Below are 16,851 nucleotides of genomic sequence, written 5' to 3'. Positions count from 1 at the left end.
GGAAACGCGGGCGGGACCGGGGCGAGAGCGGGCGCGACCGGGCGCGCGCGAGACGCGGCCCGACGCACGGAACCGCCCCGGATCGCGGGATCCGGGGCGGTTCCGTCTCTGAGGAGGAGTCGTCAGGCGCGGGCGGCCTCGGAGACCTTGCGCGCCGCGGCGAGGGCCTGGTCCAGGTCCGCCTTGAGGTCGTCGATGTTCTCCAGGCCGACCGACAGGCGCACGAGACCCGGGGTCACGCCCGTGGTGAGCTGCTGCTCGGGCGTGAGCTGCGCGTGCGTGGTGGACGCCGGGTGGATGACCAGCGAGCGCACGTCGCCGATGTTCGCGAGGTGGCTGAACAGGGTCAGGCTGTTCACGAACTCGCGGCCCGCGTCGACGCCGCCCTTCAGCTCGAAGGAGAGCACGGCGCCCACGCCCTTCGGGGCGTAGGTGTTCGCGGCGGCGTACCACGGCGAGGTCGGCAGGCCGGAGTAGTTCACGCTCGCGACGTCCTCACGGGCGTCGAGCCATTCGGCGATCTCCTGCGCGTTCTGCACGTGGCGCTCGATGCGCAGCGACAGCGTCTCGATGCCCTGGATGAGGTTCCAGGCGCTCTGCGGCGCGATCGCGGAGCCCAGGTCGCGCAGCAGCTGCACGCGGGCCTTGATGATGTAGGCGAGGGCGTCGCCGACCGCGGCCGTGTAGCTGGCGCCGTGGTAGGAGGGATCCGGCTCGGTGAGGCCGGGGAACTTCTCGACGTTCTGCGACCACGCGAACTTCCCGCCGTCGATGATCGCGCCGCCGATCGTGGTGCCGTGGCCGCCGAGGAACTTGGTGACCGAGTGCACGACGATGTCGGCGCCGTGCTCGAACGGACGGATCAGGTACGGCGTCGCGATCGTGTTGTCGACGATGAGGGGCACGCCGGCCTCGTGCGCGGCATCGGCCACGCCGCGGATGTCGAGCACGTTGATCTGCGGGTTGCCGATGGTCTCCGCGAAGAACAGCTTGGTGTTCGGGCGGACCGCGCGGCGCCACTCCTCGACGTCGTCCTGGTTCTCGACGAACGTGACCTCGATGCCGAGCTTGGCGAGCGTGTACTTGAAGAGGTTGTAGGTGCCGCCGTAGATCGAGGACGAGGACACGAAGTGATCGCCGGCCTGCGCGATGTTCAGGATGGCGAACGTGGAGGCGGCCTGTCCGCTGGAGAGCACGAGGGCCCCGGTGCCGCCCTCGAGCGCGGCGAGACGCTGCTCGAGCACGTCCTGCGTGGGGTTCTGGATGCGGGTGTAGATGTTGCCGAACTCGGCGAGGGCGAAGAGGTTCGCCGCGTGGTCCGCGTTGTCGAACACGTAGGAGGTGGTCTGGTAGATCGGCGTCGCACGAGCCTTGGTGACGGGATCGGGCGCGGCGCCGGCGTGGATCTGCTTGGTCTCGAAGCGCCAGTTCTCGGCAGCGGTCATGATGTCTCCTTTGAGATGAGCGACACCGAACCGCGTCGCAGGGGGGGGAGGGCCGGTCTCTCGACAGGGTGGGGATCGCGGCGTTGCATCGAGAGTACGAACCCGCGGACCCTGTCAACAAGGCGGGGGAAATGTGACGTAACAGCCCGATCCCGTAGCGTTGTGGCATGGCGACCAGCATTCCCCCGGCGGCAGAGCCGCTCGGCAGCACCTCGGCGGCAGCGCATCGGCGAGCGGTGGTGACGGGAGCGAGCACCGGGATCGGCGAGGCGACGGTGCGCGCGCTCCGCGCGAGCGGCTGGGACGTCGTCGGCGTCGCACGCCGTGAGGACCGGCTGCAGGCGCTCGCCGCGGAGACCGGATCCGCCGCGTACGCGGCCGACCTCACCGATCCCGAGCAGGTCGCCGGACTCGCGGCGCACCTGGCCGCGACCGGCCCGCTGCACGCGGTCGTGCACGTCGCCGGCGGTGCCCGCGGCACCGAGCGGGTCGAGGACGGATCCGCGGAGAAGTGGCGGTGGATGTTCGAGGCGAACGTGCTGGCCGTCCAGCAGCTCACGGCGGCGCTGCTGCCGCAGCTGCGCGCCGCGGCAGCCGGCGGAGGGCACGCCGATCTGCTGTTCCTCACCTCGACCGCGGCCCGGCAGGGCTATCCGGGCGGATCCGGATACAACGCCGCGAAGGCCGCGGAGGCGATGATCCCGCAGGTGCTGCGCCAGGAGCTGAACGGCGAGCCGATCCGGGTGACCGAGATCGCGCCCGGCCTCGTGCACACGGAGGAGTTCGCGTTGCGCCGCCTCGGCGGCGACGAGGTGGCGGCCGAGGCCGTCTACGCGGGCGTCGAGGCGCCGCTGGTGGCCGAGGACGTGGCGGATCTGATCGCCTACGCGCTCAACGCCCCCGCGCACGTCAACCTCGACCTCGTGGTGATCCGTCCGGTCGCCCAGGCGGCTGCGCATCTGCTCGCGCGCGGACCGCTGCGCCCGCGCGGGGAGGACTGACCATGGGGGTGCATCTGGTCGGCGGCGGCTTCGGCCGCTCCGCGTTCGCTCCGTTCACGGCCGAGGCGCAGGCGTTCGCGTCCGCGCAGGGCGCCGCGACGCCGCGCGTGGCCGTGGTCACCGTGCGCGAGGACGCGGATCCTCGCCACTCCGAGGACCTCGTCGCGGCGCTCACCGCCGACGGCGCGGTCGAGCTGGACACCCGCGTGACGACCGTGGGGCTGACGGATCTCGTGGACCCGGCGATTTTCGACGGCGTCGACGCGATCGTGATCGGCGGGGGACTCACGCCCGCCTACCACGCGGCCCTCGAGGGCTGCTTCGACGTGATCCGCGCCGCGGTGGAGGCCGGAACGCCGTATCTCGGCTTCTCGGCGGGCGCGATGATCGCCGCCGAGAGCGCGATCCTCGGCGGCTGGCGCATCGACGGCGTCGCGGTCGCGCCCGAGGAGACGGCGGAGGATCTCGACGAGATCACCGTGGGCGCCGGCATCGGCCTGGTCGACGTGTCGGTCGACGTGCACGTCGCCCAGTGGGGCACCCTTTCCCGGCTGATCGCGGCGACGGAGGCGGGCGCCGTCGACGGCGGTCTGGGCATCGACGAGAGCACCGTGCTCATCGCGGACGCCCAGGGCCTGCGCATCGCGGGTGCCGGCAGCGTGTGGCGCGTCTTCCCCGGATCCGACGGCGTGACCGTCTCGAGCGACCGGGCCGCCCTCTGATGCCGAAGTCGCTGGCCGAGCTCGCCGCCGACGGCCGGCTCGATCCGGGGTGGGCGCAGGCGCTCGCGCCCGTCGCCCCGGTCGTCGCCGAGCTCGGCGACCGCCTGCGTGCCGAGAACGCCGCGGGCCGCGGCTACCTCCCGGCGGGCGAGAACGTGCTGCGCGCCTTCGCCCGCCCGCTCGCCGACGTCAAGGTGCTCATCGTCGGCCAGGATCCGTACCCGACGCCGGGCCACCCGATCGGACTCTCGTTCGCCGTGGACCGGGCCGTGCGCCCGCTGCCGCGCAGCCTCTCCAACATCTACCGCGAGCTGGAGACGGATCTCGGGATCCCGCCCGCCGCGCACGGCGATCTCTCGAGCTGGAGCGATCAGGGCGTCATGCTGCTGAACCGCGTGCTCACGGTGCGGCCCGGCACGCCCGCCTCGCACCGCGGCTGGGGGTGGGAGAAGGTCACGGAGCTCGCCATCCGCGCCCTCGTCGACCGGGACGCCCCGCTCGTCGCCGTGCTGTGGGGGAGGGACGCGGAAGGGCTGCGGCCCCTGCTCGGGGACACCCCGGTGATCGCCTCGGCGCACCCCTCGCCGCTGTCCGCGAGCCGCGGCTTCTTCGGCTCCCGCCCGTTCTCCCGCGCCAATGCCCTGCTCGAGGAGCAGGGCGCAGAGCCCGTCGACTGGAGGATCTCGTGAGCGACACGACGGCCGTGACCTCGGCGGCGAACGCATCCGGGATCCGGATCCGCGCCACGCGGACCGAGGATCTCGCGGCGATCCGCGACATCTACAACCACTACGTGCGCACGAGCACGGTGACCTTCGACGAGGAGGAGACCGAGCTCGCGTTCTGGGAGCACAAGCACGAGCTGCTCGCGGAGACCGGGCTTCCGTTCCTCACGGCCGAGGACGCGGGCGGGGCCGTGCTCGGCTTCGCGTACGCGCAGCACTGGCGCGCCAAGTCCGCATACCGCTTCAGCGCCGAGAACACGATCTACCTGAGCCCCCACGCCGCCGGGCGCGGGCTCGGCAGAGCGCTGCTGGAGGCGCTGCTGGACGCGAGCGCCGCCGCGGGGCTCCGCGAGATCATCGCGGTGATCGAGCCCACCGCGGCGGCCGCGTCGATCGCCCTGCATCGCCGTTACGGCTTCGTCGACGCCGGGCACCTGAGGAACGTGGGCGTCAAGTTCGGGCGCTCGCTCGACGTGCTGTTCCTGCAGAAGTCGCTCTAGGCGCCGCACCCCGGCGGGCCGGTGCGGGACCGCGCCCCGGCCCGGCGAGGGCTCAGCGTCCGGGGATGACCGGGATCGCGGCGAGCAGACGCTTCGTGTATTCGTGCGCCGGGCGGTGCAGCACTTGCGTGGTGGGGCCGTGCTCGACGATCCGTCCGTCCTTCATCACGGCGACGTCGTCGCAGAGGTTCTGCACCACGCCGATGTCGTGCGAGACGAGCACGAGCGTCATGCCGTCGGCGGTCAGCTCGCGGAGCAGGTCGAGGATCTGCGCGCGCACGGTCACGTCCAGGGCCGACATCGGCTCGTCGCCGACGAGGATGCGCGGCCGGTGCGCGATCGCGCGGGCCAGGGCGACGCGCTGCCGCTGTCCGCCGGAGAACTCGTGCGGGTAGCGGTCGGCCATCGCCGGATCCAGTCCCACCCGGGCGAGCACCTCGGCGACGCGGGCGCGGTGATCGCCCGCGATGTCGAGCGCCCGCAGCGGCTCGGAGACGATCCTGCCGACGGACTGGCGCGGATCTAGGGACGCGTACGGATCCTGGAACACGAGGCCGGTCTCGCGGCGCAGCCAGTGCAGCGCCCTGGCCGAGGCCGACGCCTCGACCGGGCGCCCGTCGACGGACACCGTGCCGGAGGTGGGCCGGTCGAGCGCGAGCAGCAGCCGGATGAGCGTGGACTTGCCGGATCCGGACTCGCCGATGATGCCGAGCGCGCGTCCCGCTGCGACATCCAGGTCCACGTCGTCGAGCGCAACGGTGCGCGCCCGCCGTGCGAACGGCTCCCGGCGCGCGGCGCGGTACTCGCGGCGCAGTCCACGGGCGCGGATCAGCGGCGCGCCCGTGGCGTCGCCGGGGATCCCGGTCGTGTCGCTCATGCGTCGTCCTCCCCGCGCCACAGCGTCGCGGTGGCGTCGCGCAGCAGCCCCTGCGTGATCGGCGACGACGGCGCGGTGAGCAGCGTCTCGAGCGGTCCCGCCTCGACGACGCGGCCGTCCGCGAGCACCACCGCCTCGGTGGCGACCTGGGCGAGCACCGCAAGGTCGTGGGTGATGAACACCAGCGACATCCCGGCCGACTCGACGAGCGACAGCAGCAGGCGCAGCACACCGGCCTGGATCGTCACGTCGAGGGCCGTCGTGGGCTCGTCCGCGATGAGCAGCCGGGGCCGGGCGGCGAGCGCGACCGCGATCGCGGCGCGCTGCCGCTGGCCGCCGCTGAGCTGGTGCGGATACCGGTCGACGATCCGCTCGGGATCGGGCAGCGCGACGCGCGCGGCCTCGGCCACGGCGCGCGCCCGCGCCGTGGCCCGGTCGACACGCTCGTGGATGCGGACCGTCTCGGCGATCTGGCGGCCGATCGTGCGGATCGGGTTGAGCGCGGTGCGCGGCTCCTGGAAGACCATCCCGATCTCGTCGCCGCGGAGGCGCGCGAGCTCGCGATCCGGCAGCCCCAGGATCTCCCGGCCGTTCCAGCGCACGCTTCCGGTCGCGACGGCGCCGTCGGGCAGCAGCCCCATCACAGCGAGGGCCGTGAGCGACTTGCCGGATCCGGATTCCCCGATGAGCCCCACGCGCGCGCCGTCGGGCACGGCGAAGGACACGCCGTCGACGACCCGGCGGCCGTCGATCTCGATGACGAGGTCGGTCACCTCCAGGCTCATGCGGTCACCCCCGGCAGCGGTGCCGGCCCGGGGCGCGCCTGCCGGACCCGTCGCCGCCCGGTGCGCAGCGTGGGATCGGTGGCGTCGCGGAGCGCGTCGCCGAGCAGGTTGAACGCGAGCACGGTGATCGTGATCGCGAGCCCGGGCCACACGACGGAGAGGGGATGGACCTGGATGTACCGCTGCAGGTCGGCCAGCAGGATGCCCCAGGAGGGGTCCACCACCGAGGCGCCGAATCCGAGGTAGGACAGCCCCGCCTCGGCGAGCACCGCGGTCGCCATGGCCCAGCTCATCTGCACGATGAACACCGGCGCGATGTTGGGCAGCAGGTGCTGCACGAGGTTCTGCAGAGGCGTCAGCCCGGAGGCCCGGCCCGCGATCACGAAGTCGCTGTGCTGCACGCGCCGCAGCTCCGGGCGCGTCACGCGGGCGACGTTGACGCCGAAGCCGATCCCGACCGCCCACACCACGACCCACAGCGAGCCGCCCTGCACGGTGGAGATGAGCATCGCGATGATCAGCACGGGGAAGGCGATCAGCACGTCGACGAGCACCGCCACGGTCTCGCGCACCCAGCGGGCGGTGAGCGCGCCGAGCGCGCCGAGGGCGATGCCGATGAGGGTGGCCACGACGCCGGCGCCGACGGCGACGAGCACCGTGGTGCGGGATCCCGCCATGAGGAGGCTCAGGATGTCGCGTCCGGTGAGATCGGTGCCCAGCAGGTGCGGCCACCCCGGCGGCGACCAGCGCGCCGTCACGTCGGTGGCGCGCGGGTCGAAGGGCGTCCAGAACAGGGAGACGAGGGCCGTGAGCAGGATCACTCCCACCACGATCAGCCCGAACAGGCCCGCGGCGGAGGATCCGAGGCGGCGCAGCACGGTCATTCGTCGGCCTCCCGCTGCCGGGGGTCGAGGGCGCGGTGCACCAGATCCACGACGAAGCCGATGATCAGCACCATGCCGGTGAGCACGAGCAGCTCGCCCTGCACCTTCACGAGATCGCGTGTGCCGACGTCGGCGACGAGCATGCGCCCGATTCCGGGGAGCGTGAACAGCTGCTCGACGACGACGGATCCGACGATGATGCCGGCGACCTGGATGCCGAGCACCGTGACGACCGACAGCCCGACCGCCGGCAGCCCGTGCTGGATCAGCGCGCGGTTGCGGGTGAGCCCCTTCGCCGCCGCGGTGCGGACGAAGTCCTGCGAGGCGGCCTGCAGCGTCGCGCTGCGCACGAAGCGCAGCAGCAGCGCGCCCTCGATCACCCCGATGGTCGGTGCGGGCAGCACGAGCGCCTGCAGCGCGGCGCCGGGGTCGGCCCATCCGTCGCGCGGGAAGCCCTGCGCCGGCAGCCATCCGAGCCACACCGCGAACACCACGACCAGCATCATCCCGGCCCAGACGACGGGCACCGCGGCGATCGCCTGCGCGGTGACGTTCAGCGCCGTCCCCGTGGCCCTGCCGCGCAGCATCGCGGATCCGATCCCGAGCGGCACGGCGATGAGCAGGGCGATGAGCAGGGCCAGCGCGGCGAGGGGCACGGTCACCTGCGCCTTCTGCGCGAGCTCGGCCGCGACCGAGGCGCCGTTCAGCTGGGAGGTGCCGAGGTCGCCGCGCAGCACGCCGCCGATCCAGCCCAGATACTGCGTGAGTACGGGCTGGTCGAGGCCGAGCGAGCGACGGATCTCGGCCACCTGCGCCGGGGTCGCCTTGTCCCCGGCGAGCAGCTGCGCCACGTCCCCGGGGAAGACCCGCAGGGCCAGGAAGATCAGCGCGCTCGCGACGAGGAGCCCCGCGATGAGCAGGGCTCCCCGTGTGAGCGCGTAGCGGAGCACAGAGCCGAGGCTACTTGGTGACCGTCACGCCGCGCAGATCGAGCCGCGAGTTGATGGAGTCCTTGGGGAAGCCCTGCACGCCGGGGCGCACCGCGGTCAGCGTCTGGTCCTCGTACAGCCAGTCGGCGGCCGCGTCCTTGGCCACGATCTCGGCGGCCTGGGAGAGCAGCTGCGCCGACTTCTTCGCGTCCAGCTCCGTCTGCGACTGCGCGTACAGCTTCTGCACCTCGGGGTTGTCGTACCCGAAGTAGTAGTCCGGGTTGGCGAAGTTGCCGAAGTCGCGCGGCTCGACATGCAGCACGAAGCTGAGGTCGTAGTCGTGCTTCGTGTAGACCGAGTCCAGCCAGGCGGGGAACTCCACCGAGTTCACGGTGAGCTTGACGCCGACCTTCTTGAAGTCGCTCGTGAGCAGCTGCGGCACGGTCGACCCGTAGAACGAGGGGATGGTCAGGGTGAGGGCGAGGTTCTCCTGGCCGGCCTCCTTGAGCAGCGCCTTCGCCTTGTCGGGGTCGTACGGCGCCGTGCCGGACAGATCCTGGTAGCCGGGGTCGAGCTGGGGGATGGGGCCGTACAGGGTGGTGCCGATCCCGCGGGCCTCGATGATCGCCTTGTGGTCGATTGCGAGACGCAGGGCCTCGCGCACGCGCTGGTCGTTGAGCGGCGCCTTCGTGTTGTTGAACGCGAGGGTGCCCTTGTCGGTGGTGCGGCCCTTGGTGACCGTGAACTTCTTGTCCAGCTGCGGGGCGAGGTTGGCGTCGACCGCGGTGAGCACGTCGAGCGTCCCGCTCTGCGCCGCGTTCACGCCGGCGGTGAAGTCGGGGATGTAGTCGAAGACGATGCTCTTCACGCCTGCCTTCGTGCCCCAGTACTTGTCGTTGCGGGCGAAGGTGAGCGAGTCGCCCTTCTTCCACTGGGTCAGCGTGAACGGGCCGGTGCCGTTCTCGGCGGCCTGCAGGTCGGTGGTGTCGCCCTTCTGGAACACCAGACCGGCGGTTCCGGTGAGGCTGAACAGGAAGTTCTGGCTCGGCTGCGTGAGGGTGACGACCACGGTCTTGTCGTCCTTCGCCGTGATCGATGCGACGCCGGCGAGGTCGGCGTGCCCCTGCACGGTCTTGTCGTCCTTCGCGGTCTGCAGCGAGGAGACGACGTCGGCCGAGGTCAGCTTCGCGCCGTTGTGGAAGGTGATGCCGTCGTTGAGGACGAACGTGTAGGTGAGGCCGTCCGCGGAGATCTCGTGGCTCTTCGCGAGCCGGTCGACGATCTTGTTGTCCTGCGTGCGGGTCACGAGACCCTCGTAGATGTTGTCGACCAGGACCTGCTCGAGCGCGGCTCCCGCCGTGTGCCGGAGGTCGAGGCTCGACGGCTCCAGCACGAGTCCCACGGTGAGGGAGGCGTTCGCGTCGGCAGCGCCGGTGGCCCCGCTCTGGGCGGGCGACGCGGATCCGGTGCAGGCGGTGAGCAGCAGCGCGGCCGCGGTCAGGCCGGCGAACAGGGCGGCCGTGGTGCGGCGGCGCGGGGTGAGAGCAGCGCGGGTGCGGTGCATGAGAGGTCCTCTCGGGGCGGGTGCTGTGGGTGCTGTGGGTCGGGCTGTGCGGTCGAGCCTAAGGGGGCGTCGCGCTGCGGAGGGCCGGGTGCGGAACGCGGCGTCACAAATGCGCGTACCGGGCGTCAGGCTCCGGCGTCGACGGCCGTGCGGATGATCTCGGCGAGTGCCGTCGGCGCGGTCTCCTGGAGGTTGTGGCTGCCGTCGAGCTGCCGCACGCGGGCGGTGGGGAGGCGCGTGCGGAACTCGCGCTCTGCGTCGTCCGAGACGAATCCGTGCGATGCGCGGACCAGTGCGACGGGGGAGGCGACGGCGGCCAGGTCGGCCCAGCCGTGCTCGCCGAGGATGCCGGCCGGGGCCGCGGGCGCCGCCGTCCCCTCCGCAGGCGCAGCCGCGAGCAGCTGCGCCGCGATGTGCGCGAAGTGGTGCTTCCACTCTACCCGGCCGTCGGGACGGACCCGCGTGTTCAGGAACACGCCGCGGGCGGTGTCCTCGCGGGATCCGCCGAAGCCGAACTGCTGGGCGCGGTCGACGAGCTCGTCGCGGGATGCGCCGTCGACCACGCGGTAGAACTCGCGCAGGGCGGCGGGGCCGACGCTCTGGTCGACGCCGGGCGTGATGTCGACCACGATCAGCTCGCGGACGAGCTCGGGCGCCTGCGCGGCGACCGCGGCGGCGGTGAGCCCTCCGAGGGACTGGCCGACGAGCACCTGGGGGTGGTCCGTCCACGCGCGCAGCGCCTCGATCACGTCGGCCGCGAGCGTGCGCCCGGTGTAGTCGGCGTCCTCGCGCCACGACGAGTCGCCGTGTCCGGCGAGGTCGATCGCGAGCGCGGGGCGCCCGAGCGCGAGCACGGTGGTGTCCCAGGTGTGCGCGTTGAGGCCGGCGCCATGCAGCAGGGTGACCTCGACAGGCTCCTCGCCGTAGCGCAGCGCGCTCAGCGAGCGGCCGTCGGAGAGGGGCAGCCGCAGTCGGCGCACCGGCGGGAGCGCGGCGCCGAGGGCGCGCGCCTGGCGGGCGAGGAACGAGAACTCGGTGGTCTCATCTGAGGCGAGGGAGGACACGCCTTCATTGTGCTCCCCGCGAGGTCCTGGCGGGAAATGCGAGAGCAGAGTGCTGATACGTCGAGGTCACTTATGGCAAGAATTCGTCATAATTCGTCAAAAAGAGAGCACATCTTGCTCCGCCGGATCGGGCCGAGCGGATCGGATCCGTGAAGCGGATGCTCCCGCTCAGAAGGCGTCGAGATCCGTCAGTGCACGGCCGAGGATCAGCTGGTGGATCTCGTCGGTGCCCTCGTAAGTGCGCACGGACTCGAGGTTCGCGGCATGGCGCATGACCGGGAAGGCGTCGGTGATGCCGTCGCCGCCGAGGATCGTGCGCGCCTGGTGCGCGATGGCGAGCGCCTCGCGCACGCTGTTGAGCTTGCCGACCGAGATCTGCGCGGGCGTGAGCGCCCCGCGCTCCTTGAGGCGTCCGAGATGCAGGGCCAGCAGGATCCCCTTCTCGAGCTCGACGAACATGTCGGCGAGCTTGGCCTGGGTGAGCTGGGCGGCTCCGATCGGGCGGCCGAACACCTCTCGGCTCGTGGAGCGCTCGATGGCCGCCTCGAGACAGCTGCGGGCTGCGCCCATCGCGCCCCAGACGATGCCGTACCGCGCCTCGTTCAGGCAGCCGAACGGTCCCGACAGCCCGCGGGCGCCGGGAAGGATCGCGTCCGCAGGGAGCCGCACCGCCTCGAGGGACACGTCGCACTGCACCGACGCGCGCATCGACAGCTTGCCGGCGATCGGCGTGGCCGCGAACCCGGGCGTGGACGTCGGCACCAGGAAGCCGCGCACCGCCCGCGCGCCCTCCCCATAGGCGGGGTCGTCGACACGCGCCCACACCACGGCGACATCCGCGATCGATGCCAGGCCGATCCAGCGCTTGTCCCCGTCCAGCACCCAGTCGTCGCCGTCGCGGCGCGCGACGGTTCTCATCGCCGCCGGATCGCTGCCGCCCTGCGGTTCGGTCAGGGCGAAGCAGCCGACCGCGTCGCCGGTCGCCATGCGGGGGAGCCACTGCTGCTTCTGCTCCTCGGATCCGTACTTCGCGATCGCGCTCATCGCGAGCGAGCCCTGCACCGACACGAACGTGCGCCAGCCGCTGTCGCCCGCCTCCAGCTCGAGGCAGGCGAGGCCGTAGGAGACGGCGCCGGCGCCGGCGCAGCCGTAGGCCTGCAGGTGCATGCCGAGGAATCCGGCCGCACCGAGCTCGCCGATGAGCTCGCGACGGAAATGCGCCTGCTCGAAGTCCCGGTCGATCACCGGCAGGATCCGCTCGCGGGCGAAGGTCCTGGCGCGCTGCTGCCAGTCGCGCTCCTCCGGCGTGAGCAGGCCGTCCAGGTCGAACACGGCGTCGATGCGGGAAACGTCGGTCATCTCAGATCCTCTCGGTGCGCCAGACGGCGGCGGAGTCGTTCAGTGCGGGCGGACGTGTGCGGTACGCGGCGGGGGCCGCGTCGAGCCGGATCGGGTTCGCGACGGTCCGCGAGGCGCCGATCTCGGCGACGGGCTCGAGGCCGAGGCGCTGCGCGAACGCGATGGCCTCCGTCACGTCGTTGACGAGACCGGCGGGCACCCCGGCCGCCCGGAGGCGATCGACCCACGACGCCGCCTCCGCGCCGGCGAGCCGCTGCTCGAGGAGCGAGGTCAGCGCCTCGCGGTGCGCGACGCGGTCGGCGTTGGAGCGGAACCGGGGGTCGTCGGCCAAGTCGGGCCGCTCCAGCACCTCGGCCAGAGCGCGGAACTGCTTGTCGTTCCCGACGGCCACGACCAGATCCCGGTCAGCCGCGCGGAAGGTGGCGTACGGCGCGATCGACGGGTGCGCGTTGCCCAGCCGTCGCGGCGGGACGCCGGTGGCGAGGGCGGACGCGGCCTGGTTCGTGAGCGCCGAGAGCAGGCTCTGCAGTAGATTCACCTCGACGCGCTGGCCGCGGCCCGTGCGATCGCGTTCGCGCAGCGCGAGCAGGATCCCGCTCACGGCGTTCTGACCGCACAGCACGTCGACGAGGGCGACGCCGGCCTTCGCCGGATCGCCGTCGGGCTCGCCCGTGATCGACATGAGGCCGCCGACCGCCTGGACGAGCAGGTCGTAGCCGGCGATGCCCGCGCCCGCGCCGCTCCCGAAGCCGGTGATCGAGCAGTACACGACACCCGGGTTGACGGCGCGGATCGACGCGAAGTCGAGACCGAAGCGGTCCATCACGCCGGGACGGAAGTTCTCCACGACGACGTCCGCCGTGCGAGCCAGCCGGAGCGCGTCGTCGCGTCCTGCGTCGGTCGCGAGATCGAGCACGACGGAGCGCTTGTTGCGGTTCACGCTGCCGAAATACGTCGCCATGCCGTCGGCGTCGACCGGGGGATGCCAGTGCCGCGTGTCGTCTCCCGAGGGCGGCTCGATCTTCAGCACGTCGGCGCCGAAGTCGGCGAGCATCATGGTGGCGTACGGCCCTGCGAGCACGCGGGAGAAGTCGGCCACGCGCACCCCGTCGAGCACCCCGCGCCCCTCGGCCCGCCCGCTCATCCCGTCAGCCCCTTCGCCATCCGTCCGCGACGGCTCTCATCCTACGGAGGCGCAGGTCCTCCCGATGCGCGTGCCCGCCCCCGTGCCGCCCGGCGTCGCCGCGACGGCGGCCTTCCGGGGGCGGACGACGCCCTAGGCTGGAGCCATGATCCGGACGGCGACCGAGCGGGCGCGCGCATGACGGTGCTCACCGTGCCCGGGATCACGAACCTCCGCGACGTCGGCGGGATGCCCGCCGGCACCTCGCGGATCCGCGAGGGGGTTCTGTTCCGCTCCGGCAACCTCGCGCACGTCGGTGCGGAGGCGCAGGACTTCCTCACCCGCCGGATCGCCCGCGTGGTCGACCTCCGTGACGACAGCGAGGTCAGCGCCGAGCCCTGTGCGCTCCCCGGCCTGCGCATCGATCACATCCCGCTCTTCGCGGGCTCCGTCGCGTCGTTCCTGCTCGGGGACGTGAGCCTGACCGGCCTGTACCGGCACATCGTCGAAGGGGGCGCGGATCGCGTCGTCCAGGTCGTGCGGATCCTGTCCGAGGGGGAGCCGACGCTCGTGCACTGCACGCTCGGCAAGGACCGCACCGGCGTGAGCGTCGCGCTCGCGCTCGCCGCGGTCGGCGCCGACCGCGAGGCCATCGTGGCCGACTATGCGATGACCGCCTCGCAGCTGCCCGAGTCGCGCAACCGCGCGATCGCGAAATGGCTCGAGGAGCGGCTGCCGATCGCGCACGACGCGATCGCGGTGGCGACCCAGTCGCCCGCCCCCGTCATGCGCGAACTGCTCGCGGGCATCGACGACGAGTACGGCTCGGCGGCCGACTACCTGCTCGCCTCCGGCTTGACGGCGGGGGAGCTCGAAGCGCTGGGATCCGCGCTCGTCGCTTAGTGCTGCGCGCGGACAGGGCCTGCCACGGGAGTCAGGGGTAGGTTAGGCAACCCTTTGTCCGGTGGTATCGTGGAGGCATCATGACCACCGCGATCCGCACCGCCCGCGCCGAGCGCCGCGCCCTGCGCCGCTCCGCGAAGGTCCAGCATCTCGTCGTCGCCGACGAGAACTCCCTGGCCGAGCTGGAGACGCTGCTGGCGACCCTCCCGCTGTGCGCGACGGGCCGGGTGTTCGTCGAGGTGCCCGACGCCGGCTCCGTCTCGACCCTCACCGTCCCGCCGCGGATGACGGTCACGTGGCTGCCCCGTGCGGCGCGCACCGGCGCGCCGGGGAGCGGGCGCCGCTGCGCCCCCGGGACGGCGGTCTCGCGCGCCGCGATCGCGTGGGCCGACGAGATGCTGTGCGACGGCGCGGAGGACCGCACATCGGTCACGCTGCTCGGCGGCTTCCTCGGAACCGCCGACATCGCCGAGCACCTCACCGAGAGCCTCGGAATGGCGCCGGAGCACATCGCGGGGCCGGAGCGCTTCGGCCTCTGAAGCCGTCGGCGCGTCACCGACGCGGCAGGTAGTGCCCGTCCTCCAGGCCCGCCTCGATCTCGAAGCGGTTGCGCAGCGGATCGCGCCCCGCGAACAGGTACAGCACCGGCATGAGGAAGCCGTACCGCAGCCACTGCTGCTTGTGCACCGCCTCGTGCCGCAGAACCCGGTCGTCGGGAACCTCGTCGCCGGTCAGATAGCAGCCGGCGACGCACACGCCGCCGCGGGCGAAGGTCCACGCCGGCATGCCGCGGAAGATCCAGAGCCCCTCCCGGCGCTCGATCGGGCCGGTGCTCCACAGCCCGCCCCAGATCCAGCCGACGACCATGCCCCACGCGTAGCCGAGCCTGCTGATCGGCGAGCGCAGCAGCACGCCGGGGAGGCGGAGGTCGCGACGTCGTCCCTGTTCCAGGATCCGTGCGGCCTCGGCCTCGATCGCGGCGATCCGGGCGCTGTCGCCCGCCGTCACGCCAGGGCGCCGATCAGGCGCAGGATCGCGCCCAGATCCCCGACCGCGTCCGCGGGGGAGCGCGGCGCGAAGCCCGCGATCGTCGCCCCGGCCAGGGGCACGCGCTCGCGCAGCGCCCGCACGGCCCCCACGATCTCGGCCGTGCGCAGGCCGAACGGCACGGCGGAGGAGACCCCGGCCAGCTCCGAAGGGTCCAGCACGTCGACGTCGATGTGCACGTACACGCGGGAGGCGCCGGTCGCGGCGACCGCGTCGGCGAGCGCCTGCACGTCGTCGAGGGCGTCGAGGCGGACGATGTCGGAGGAGGCGAGGTAGTCGGTCTCCGCGTCGTCCTCGGAGCGGGCGCCCACGAGCACGGTGCGCTCGGGGCTGAGGCCGGCGGGTCCCTCGATCGGGAAGGACCCGTCGCCGAGCAGAGCCCGCAGGGCCATGCCCGCGTAGGCGCCGGAGGCCGACGTGTCGGGGGTGTGCAGATCGGGGTGCGCGTCGAACCACACGATCGCGACGTCGTGGAGGGCGCCGGGGAGGGCGGCGACCGCGGCGACGCTGACGCCGCAGTCACCGCCCACCACGAGCGTGGGCTCGGCATGCGCCGTGATCGCTTCCTCGATGAGCTCCTTCGTGCGGCGCAGGCTGCTGAGCCTGTGCACGCCCGTGCCTTCGGCGTCGCCCGCCTCGAGCGGCACCTCCAGCACGGTGGTGCGTGCGCTGGGGAGGTCGCCGGCGATCGCCGACGCCCCCTCGGTGAGCAGCATCGCCCGCGGGGCAGGGGAGCCCTGCCACTGCGGGACGACGAGGAAGCGGGTCATGTCAGCCCTCGAGCGCTTCCTGGGGCTTCGCGGATCCGGCCTTCAGCTCCGCGAGACGGGCCTCGACCTCGGTCAGCTGGCCGATGTCCTCGAGGCTCTCGAACTGCGCGTCCAGGCTGGAGGCGGCGAGTTCGGCCTTGCCCTGCGCGAGCGCCTCCTGGCGACGCACCTTGTCCTCGAAGCGGCCCAGCTCGCTGGTCGGGTCGAGCACGTTGATCGAGGAGACCGCGTCCTGCACCTTGGTCTGCGCCTCGGCGACCTTGGCGCGGGCGAGCAGTTCGCTGCGCTTGTTCTTCAGCTCGACGAGCTTGTCCTTCATGCCGTTCAGGCCGGTCTTGAGCTTGTCGACGATCTCGGTCTGGGCAGCGATCTGCGGCTCGGCCGTCTTCGCCTCCTGCTCGGAGCTGATCTGACGCTGCAGGGCGACCTTGGCGAGGTTGTCGAACTTGTCGGCGTCGGCGGTGTTGCCGGATCCGCGCAGCTCGTCGGCCTTGCGGCTGGCGGCGAGGGCCTTGTTGCCCCACTCCGCCGCGGCCTGCACGTCCTCCTGGTGATCGCGCTCGAGCAGGCGCAGGTTGCCGATGGTCTCGGCGATCGCCGACTCGGCGTCCGCGACGTTGTTGGTGTAGTCGCGGACCAGCTGATCGATCATCTTCTGCGGGTCCTCCGCGGAGTCGATGAGCGCGTTGACGTTGGCCTTCACCAGGGTGGAGATGCGGCCGAAGATGGACTGCTTGGTCATGGGATGTCCTTTCCAGATTTCCGGTCGATGTGGTCGTTCACGTGAAGAGTGGCTCGGGTCCTGCTGTCAGAAGCGACCGCCCGATCCGCCGCGGCCTCCGCCTCCGAAGCTGGAGGGACTGAAACCTCCGCCTCCGCCGCTGGAGCGCCAGCCGCCGCCTCCGCCGCCCCAGCCGCCTCCGCTGCTCCGGCCGCCACCGCCGCCGGAGAGGATGCCGCCGATGATGCCGCCGAGGATCGCGTCGCCCATGCCGCTGCGGCTTCCGCCGCCCCAGCCGCCGCCACCGCCCCAGCCGCCGCCGTTGCCCCAGCTGTCGATCGATCCCGCCGCGAGCTGGGTGGCCTCACGGACCAGGGCGGCGCAGGCCTCCGCGGAGTACGACCAGGCCGAAGCGGCCCGCGTCGCCGACCC

19 protein-coding genes are annotated in these 16,851 nt (G+C 72.4%); 6 read left to right on the top strand and 13 right to left on the bottom strand.

The annotated features are described in order from the left end of the window. Positions 1-122 precede the first annotated feature (122 nt). Positions 123-1,445, bottom strand: a complete 1,323-nt coding sequence (locus RL72_RS01130) for a bifunctional o-acetylhomoserine/o-acetylserine sulfhydrylase (protein ID WP_045248958.1) — start codon at positions 1,443-1,445, stop codon at positions 123-125. Positions 1,446-1,612: 167 nt separating this feature from the next. Between RL72_RS01130 and RL72_RS01125 the strand changes: the two genes are divergently transcribed. Genes RL72_RS01125 through RL72_RS01110 form a run of 4 tightly spaced genes read left to right on the top strand, consistent with a single transcriptional unit; the run spans position 1,613 to position 4,393 of the window. After that, complete coding sequence (locus tag RL72_RS01125; RefSeq protein ID WP_169748188.1) at positions 1,613-2,446, top strand: SDR family oxidoreductase; 834 nt, start codon at positions 1,613-1,615, stop codon at positions 2,444-2,446. A 2-nt stretch (positions 2,447-2,448) separates the two neighbouring features. Beyond that, a complete protein-coding gene (locus RL72_RS01120) occupies positions 2,449-3,168 on the top strand; it encodes a Type 1 glutamine amidotransferase-like domain-containing protein (RefSeq protein WP_045248957.1) in 720 nt (239 codons plus the stop codon). Next, positions 3,168-3,857 carry a uracil-DNA glycosylase gene (locus RL72_RS01115; RefSeq protein WP_045248956.1) on the top strand — a complete coding sequence of 230 codons (690 nt, stop codon included), beginning with the start codon at positions 3,168-3,170 and terminating at the stop codon, positions 3,855-3,857. Before RL72_RS01120 ends, RL72_RS01115 begins: the two co-directional genes overlap by 1 nt. Beyond that, positions 3,854-4,393: a GNAT family N-acetyltransferase gene (locus RL72_RS01110; protein ID WP_156156653.1), complete on the top strand. Its 540-nt coding sequence runs from the start codon at positions 3,854-3,856 to the stop codon at positions 4,391-4,393. Before RL72_RS01115 ends, RL72_RS01110 begins: the two co-directional genes overlap by 4 nt. Before the next feature lie 52 nt (positions 4,394-4,445). Here RL72_RS01110 and RL72_RS01105 read toward each other — a convergent pair whose 3' ends face one another. The 8 genes from RL72_RS01105 to RL72_RS01070 all read right to left on the bottom strand — a co-directional run bounded on the left by RL72_RS01105 (position 4,446) and on the right by RL72_RS01070 (position 12,999). Then, positions 4,446-5,270, bottom strand: coding sequence for an ABC transporter ATP-binding protein (locus RL72_RS01105; RefSeq protein WP_082071909.1), 825 nt, complete (start codon positions 5,268-5,270; stop codon positions 4,446-4,448). Next, entirely contained in the window at positions 5,267-6,055 is a 789-nt protein-coding gene (locus RL72_RS01100) for an ABC transporter ATP-binding protein (RefSeq protein ID WP_045248955.1), read from the bottom strand. Before RL72_RS01100 ends, RL72_RS01105 begins: the two co-directional genes overlap by 4 nt. Further along, complete coding sequence (locus RL72_RS01095; RefSeq protein WP_045248954.1) at positions 6,052-6,939, bottom strand: ABC transporter permease; 888 nt, start codon at positions 6,937-6,939, stop codon at positions 6,052-6,054. Before RL72_RS01095 ends, RL72_RS01100 begins: the two co-directional genes overlap by 4 nt. Continuing rightward, a complete protein-coding gene (locus RL72_RS01090) occupies positions 6,936-7,889 on the bottom strand; it encodes an ABC transporter permease (RefSeq protein WP_045248953.1) in 954 nt (317 codons plus the stop codon). The genes RL72_RS01095 and RL72_RS01090 overlap by 4 nt, the downstream gene beginning before the upstream one ends. Before the next feature lie 10 nt (positions 7,890-7,899). Continuing rightward, positions 7,900-9,432: an ABC transporter substrate-binding protein gene (locus RL72_RS01085; RefSeq protein WP_045248952.1), complete on the bottom strand. Its 1,533-nt coding sequence runs from the start codon at positions 9,430-9,432 to the stop codon at positions 7,900-7,902. Between the two features lie 125 nt (positions 9,433-9,557). After that, positions 9,558-10,496: an alpha/beta fold hydrolase gene (locus RL72_RS01080; RefSeq protein ID WP_045248951.1), complete on the bottom strand. Its 939-nt coding sequence runs from the start codon at positions 10,494-10,496 to the stop codon at positions 9,558-9,560. 168 nt (positions 10,497-10,664) lie between these two features. Next, positions 10,665-11,855, bottom strand: a complete 1,191-nt coding sequence (locus RL72_RS01075; protein ID WP_045248950.1) for an acyl-CoA dehydrogenase family protein — start codon at positions 11,853-11,855, stop codon at positions 10,665-10,667. A gap of 1 nt (position 11,856) precedes the next feature. Next, positions 11,857-12,999, bottom strand: coding sequence for a CaiB/BaiF CoA transferase family protein (locus RL72_RS01070; protein ID WP_045248949.1), 1,143 nt, complete (start codon positions 12,997-12,999; stop codon positions 11,857-11,859). 177 nt (positions 13,000-13,176) lie between these two features. Here RL72_RS01070 and RL72_RS01065 point away from each other — a divergent pair, with 177 nt between their 5' ends. Together RL72_RS01065 and RL72_RS01060 are read left to right on the top strand one after the other, a co-directional pair. Continuing rightward, positions 13,177-13,881, top strand: coding sequence for a tyrosine-protein phosphatase (locus tag RL72_RS01065; protein WP_045248948.1), 705 nt, complete (start codon positions 13,177-13,179; stop codon positions 13,879-13,881). Positions 13,882-13,961: 80 nt separating this feature from the next. Continuing rightward, positions 13,962-14,420, top strand: coding sequence for an SIP domain-containing protein (locus RL72_RS01060; protein ID WP_045248947.1), 459 nt, complete (start codon positions 13,962-13,964; stop codon positions 14,418-14,420). Between the two features lie 13 nt (positions 14,421-14,433). Here RL72_RS01060 and RL72_RS01055 read toward each other — a convergent pair whose 3' ends face one another. The 4 genes from RL72_RS01055 to RL72_RS20015 all read right to left on the bottom strand — a co-directional run. Continuing rightward, entirely contained in the window at positions 14,434-14,889 is a 456-nt protein-coding gene (locus tag RL72_RS01055; RefSeq protein WP_248700324.1) for a Fe-S oxidoreductase, read from the bottom strand. Further along, positions 14,886-15,698, bottom strand: coding sequence for an arginase family protein (locus RL72_RS01050; protein ID WP_045248946.1), 813 nt, complete (start codon positions 15,696-15,698; stop codon positions 14,886-14,888). The genes RL72_RS01055 and RL72_RS01050 overlap by 4 nt, the downstream gene beginning before the upstream one ends. A gap of 1 nt (position 15,699) precedes the next feature. Then, a complete protein-coding gene (locus RL72_RS01045; protein ID WP_045248945.1) occupies positions 15,700-16,440 on the bottom strand; it encodes a PspA/IM30 family protein in 741 nt (246 codons plus the stop codon). 66 nt (positions 16,441-16,506) lie between these two features. Then, on the bottom strand, positions 16,507-16,851 hold a 345-nt coding region (locus tag RL72_RS20015; protein ID WP_211255997.1), incomplete at its 5' end, for a hypothetical protein.

The sequence above is a fragment of the Microbacterium azadirachtae genome, from assembly GCF_000956545.1.
GTDB lineage: Bacteria > Actinomycetota > Actinomycetes > Actinomycetales > Microbacteriaceae > Microbacterium > Microbacterium azadirachtae.
Note: the sequence above shows the minus strand (reverse complement) of the source record. Positions and strands in the feature narration are given on the sequence as shown.

Bases quoted from the DNA above. Each gene is read 5' to 3' on its own strand.
- RL72_RS01130 (WP_045248958.1), bottom strand. From the start codon at position 1,445: ATGACCGCTGCCGAGAACTGGCGCTTCGAGACCAAGCAGATCCACGCC.
- RL72_RS01125 (WP_169748188.1), top strand. From the start codon at position 1,613: ATGGCGACCAGCATTCCCCCGGCGGCAGAGCCGCTCGGCAGCACCTCG.
- RL72_RS01120 (WP_045248957.1), top strand. From the start codon at position 2,449: ATGGGGGTGCATCTGGTCGGCGGCGGCTTCGGCCGCTCCGCGTTCGCT.
- RL72_RS01115 (WP_045248956.1), top strand. From the start codon at position 3,168: ATGCCGAAGTCGCTGGCCGAGCTCGCCGCCGACGGCCGGCTCGATCCG.
- RL72_RS01105 (WP_082071909.1), bottom strand. From the start codon at position 5,270: ATGAGCGACACGACCGGGATCCCCGGCGACGCCACGGGCGCGCCGCTG.
- RL72_RS01100 (WP_045248955.1), bottom strand. From the start codon at position 6,055: ATGAGCCTGGAGGTGACCGACCTCGTCATCGAGATCGACGGCCGCCGG.
- RL72_RS01095 (WP_045248954.1), bottom strand. From the start codon at position 6,939: ATGACCGTGCTGCGCCGCCTCGGATCCTCCGCCGCGGGCCTGTTCGGG.
- RL72_RS01085 (WP_045248952.1), bottom strand. From the start codon at position 9,432: ATGCACCGCACCCGCGCTGCTCTCACCCCGCGCCGCCGCACCACGGCC.
- RL72_RS01075 (WP_045248950.1), bottom strand. From the start codon at position 11,855: ATGACCGACGTTTCCCGCATCGACGCCGTGTTCGACCTGGACGGCCTG.
- RL72_RS01070 (WP_045248949.1), bottom strand. From the start codon at position 12,999: ATGAGCGGGCGGGCCGAGGGGCGCGGGGTGCTCGACGGGGTGCGCGTG.
- RL72_RS01065 (WP_045248948.1), top strand. From the start codon at position 13,177: ATGACGGTGCTCACCGTGCCCGGGATCACGAACCTCCGCGACGTCGGC.
- RL72_RS01060 (WP_045248947.1), top strand. From the start codon at position 13,962: ATGACCACCGCGATCCGCACCGCCCGCGCCGAGCGCCGCGCCCTGCGC.
- RL72_RS01050 (WP_045248946.1), bottom strand. From the start codon at position 15,698: ATGACCCGCTTCCTCGTCGTCCCGCAGTGGCAGGGCTCCCCTGCCCCG.
- RL72_RS01045 (WP_045248945.1), bottom strand. From the start codon at position 16,440: ATGACCAAGCAGTCCATCTTCGGCCGCATCTCCACCCTGGTGAAGGCC.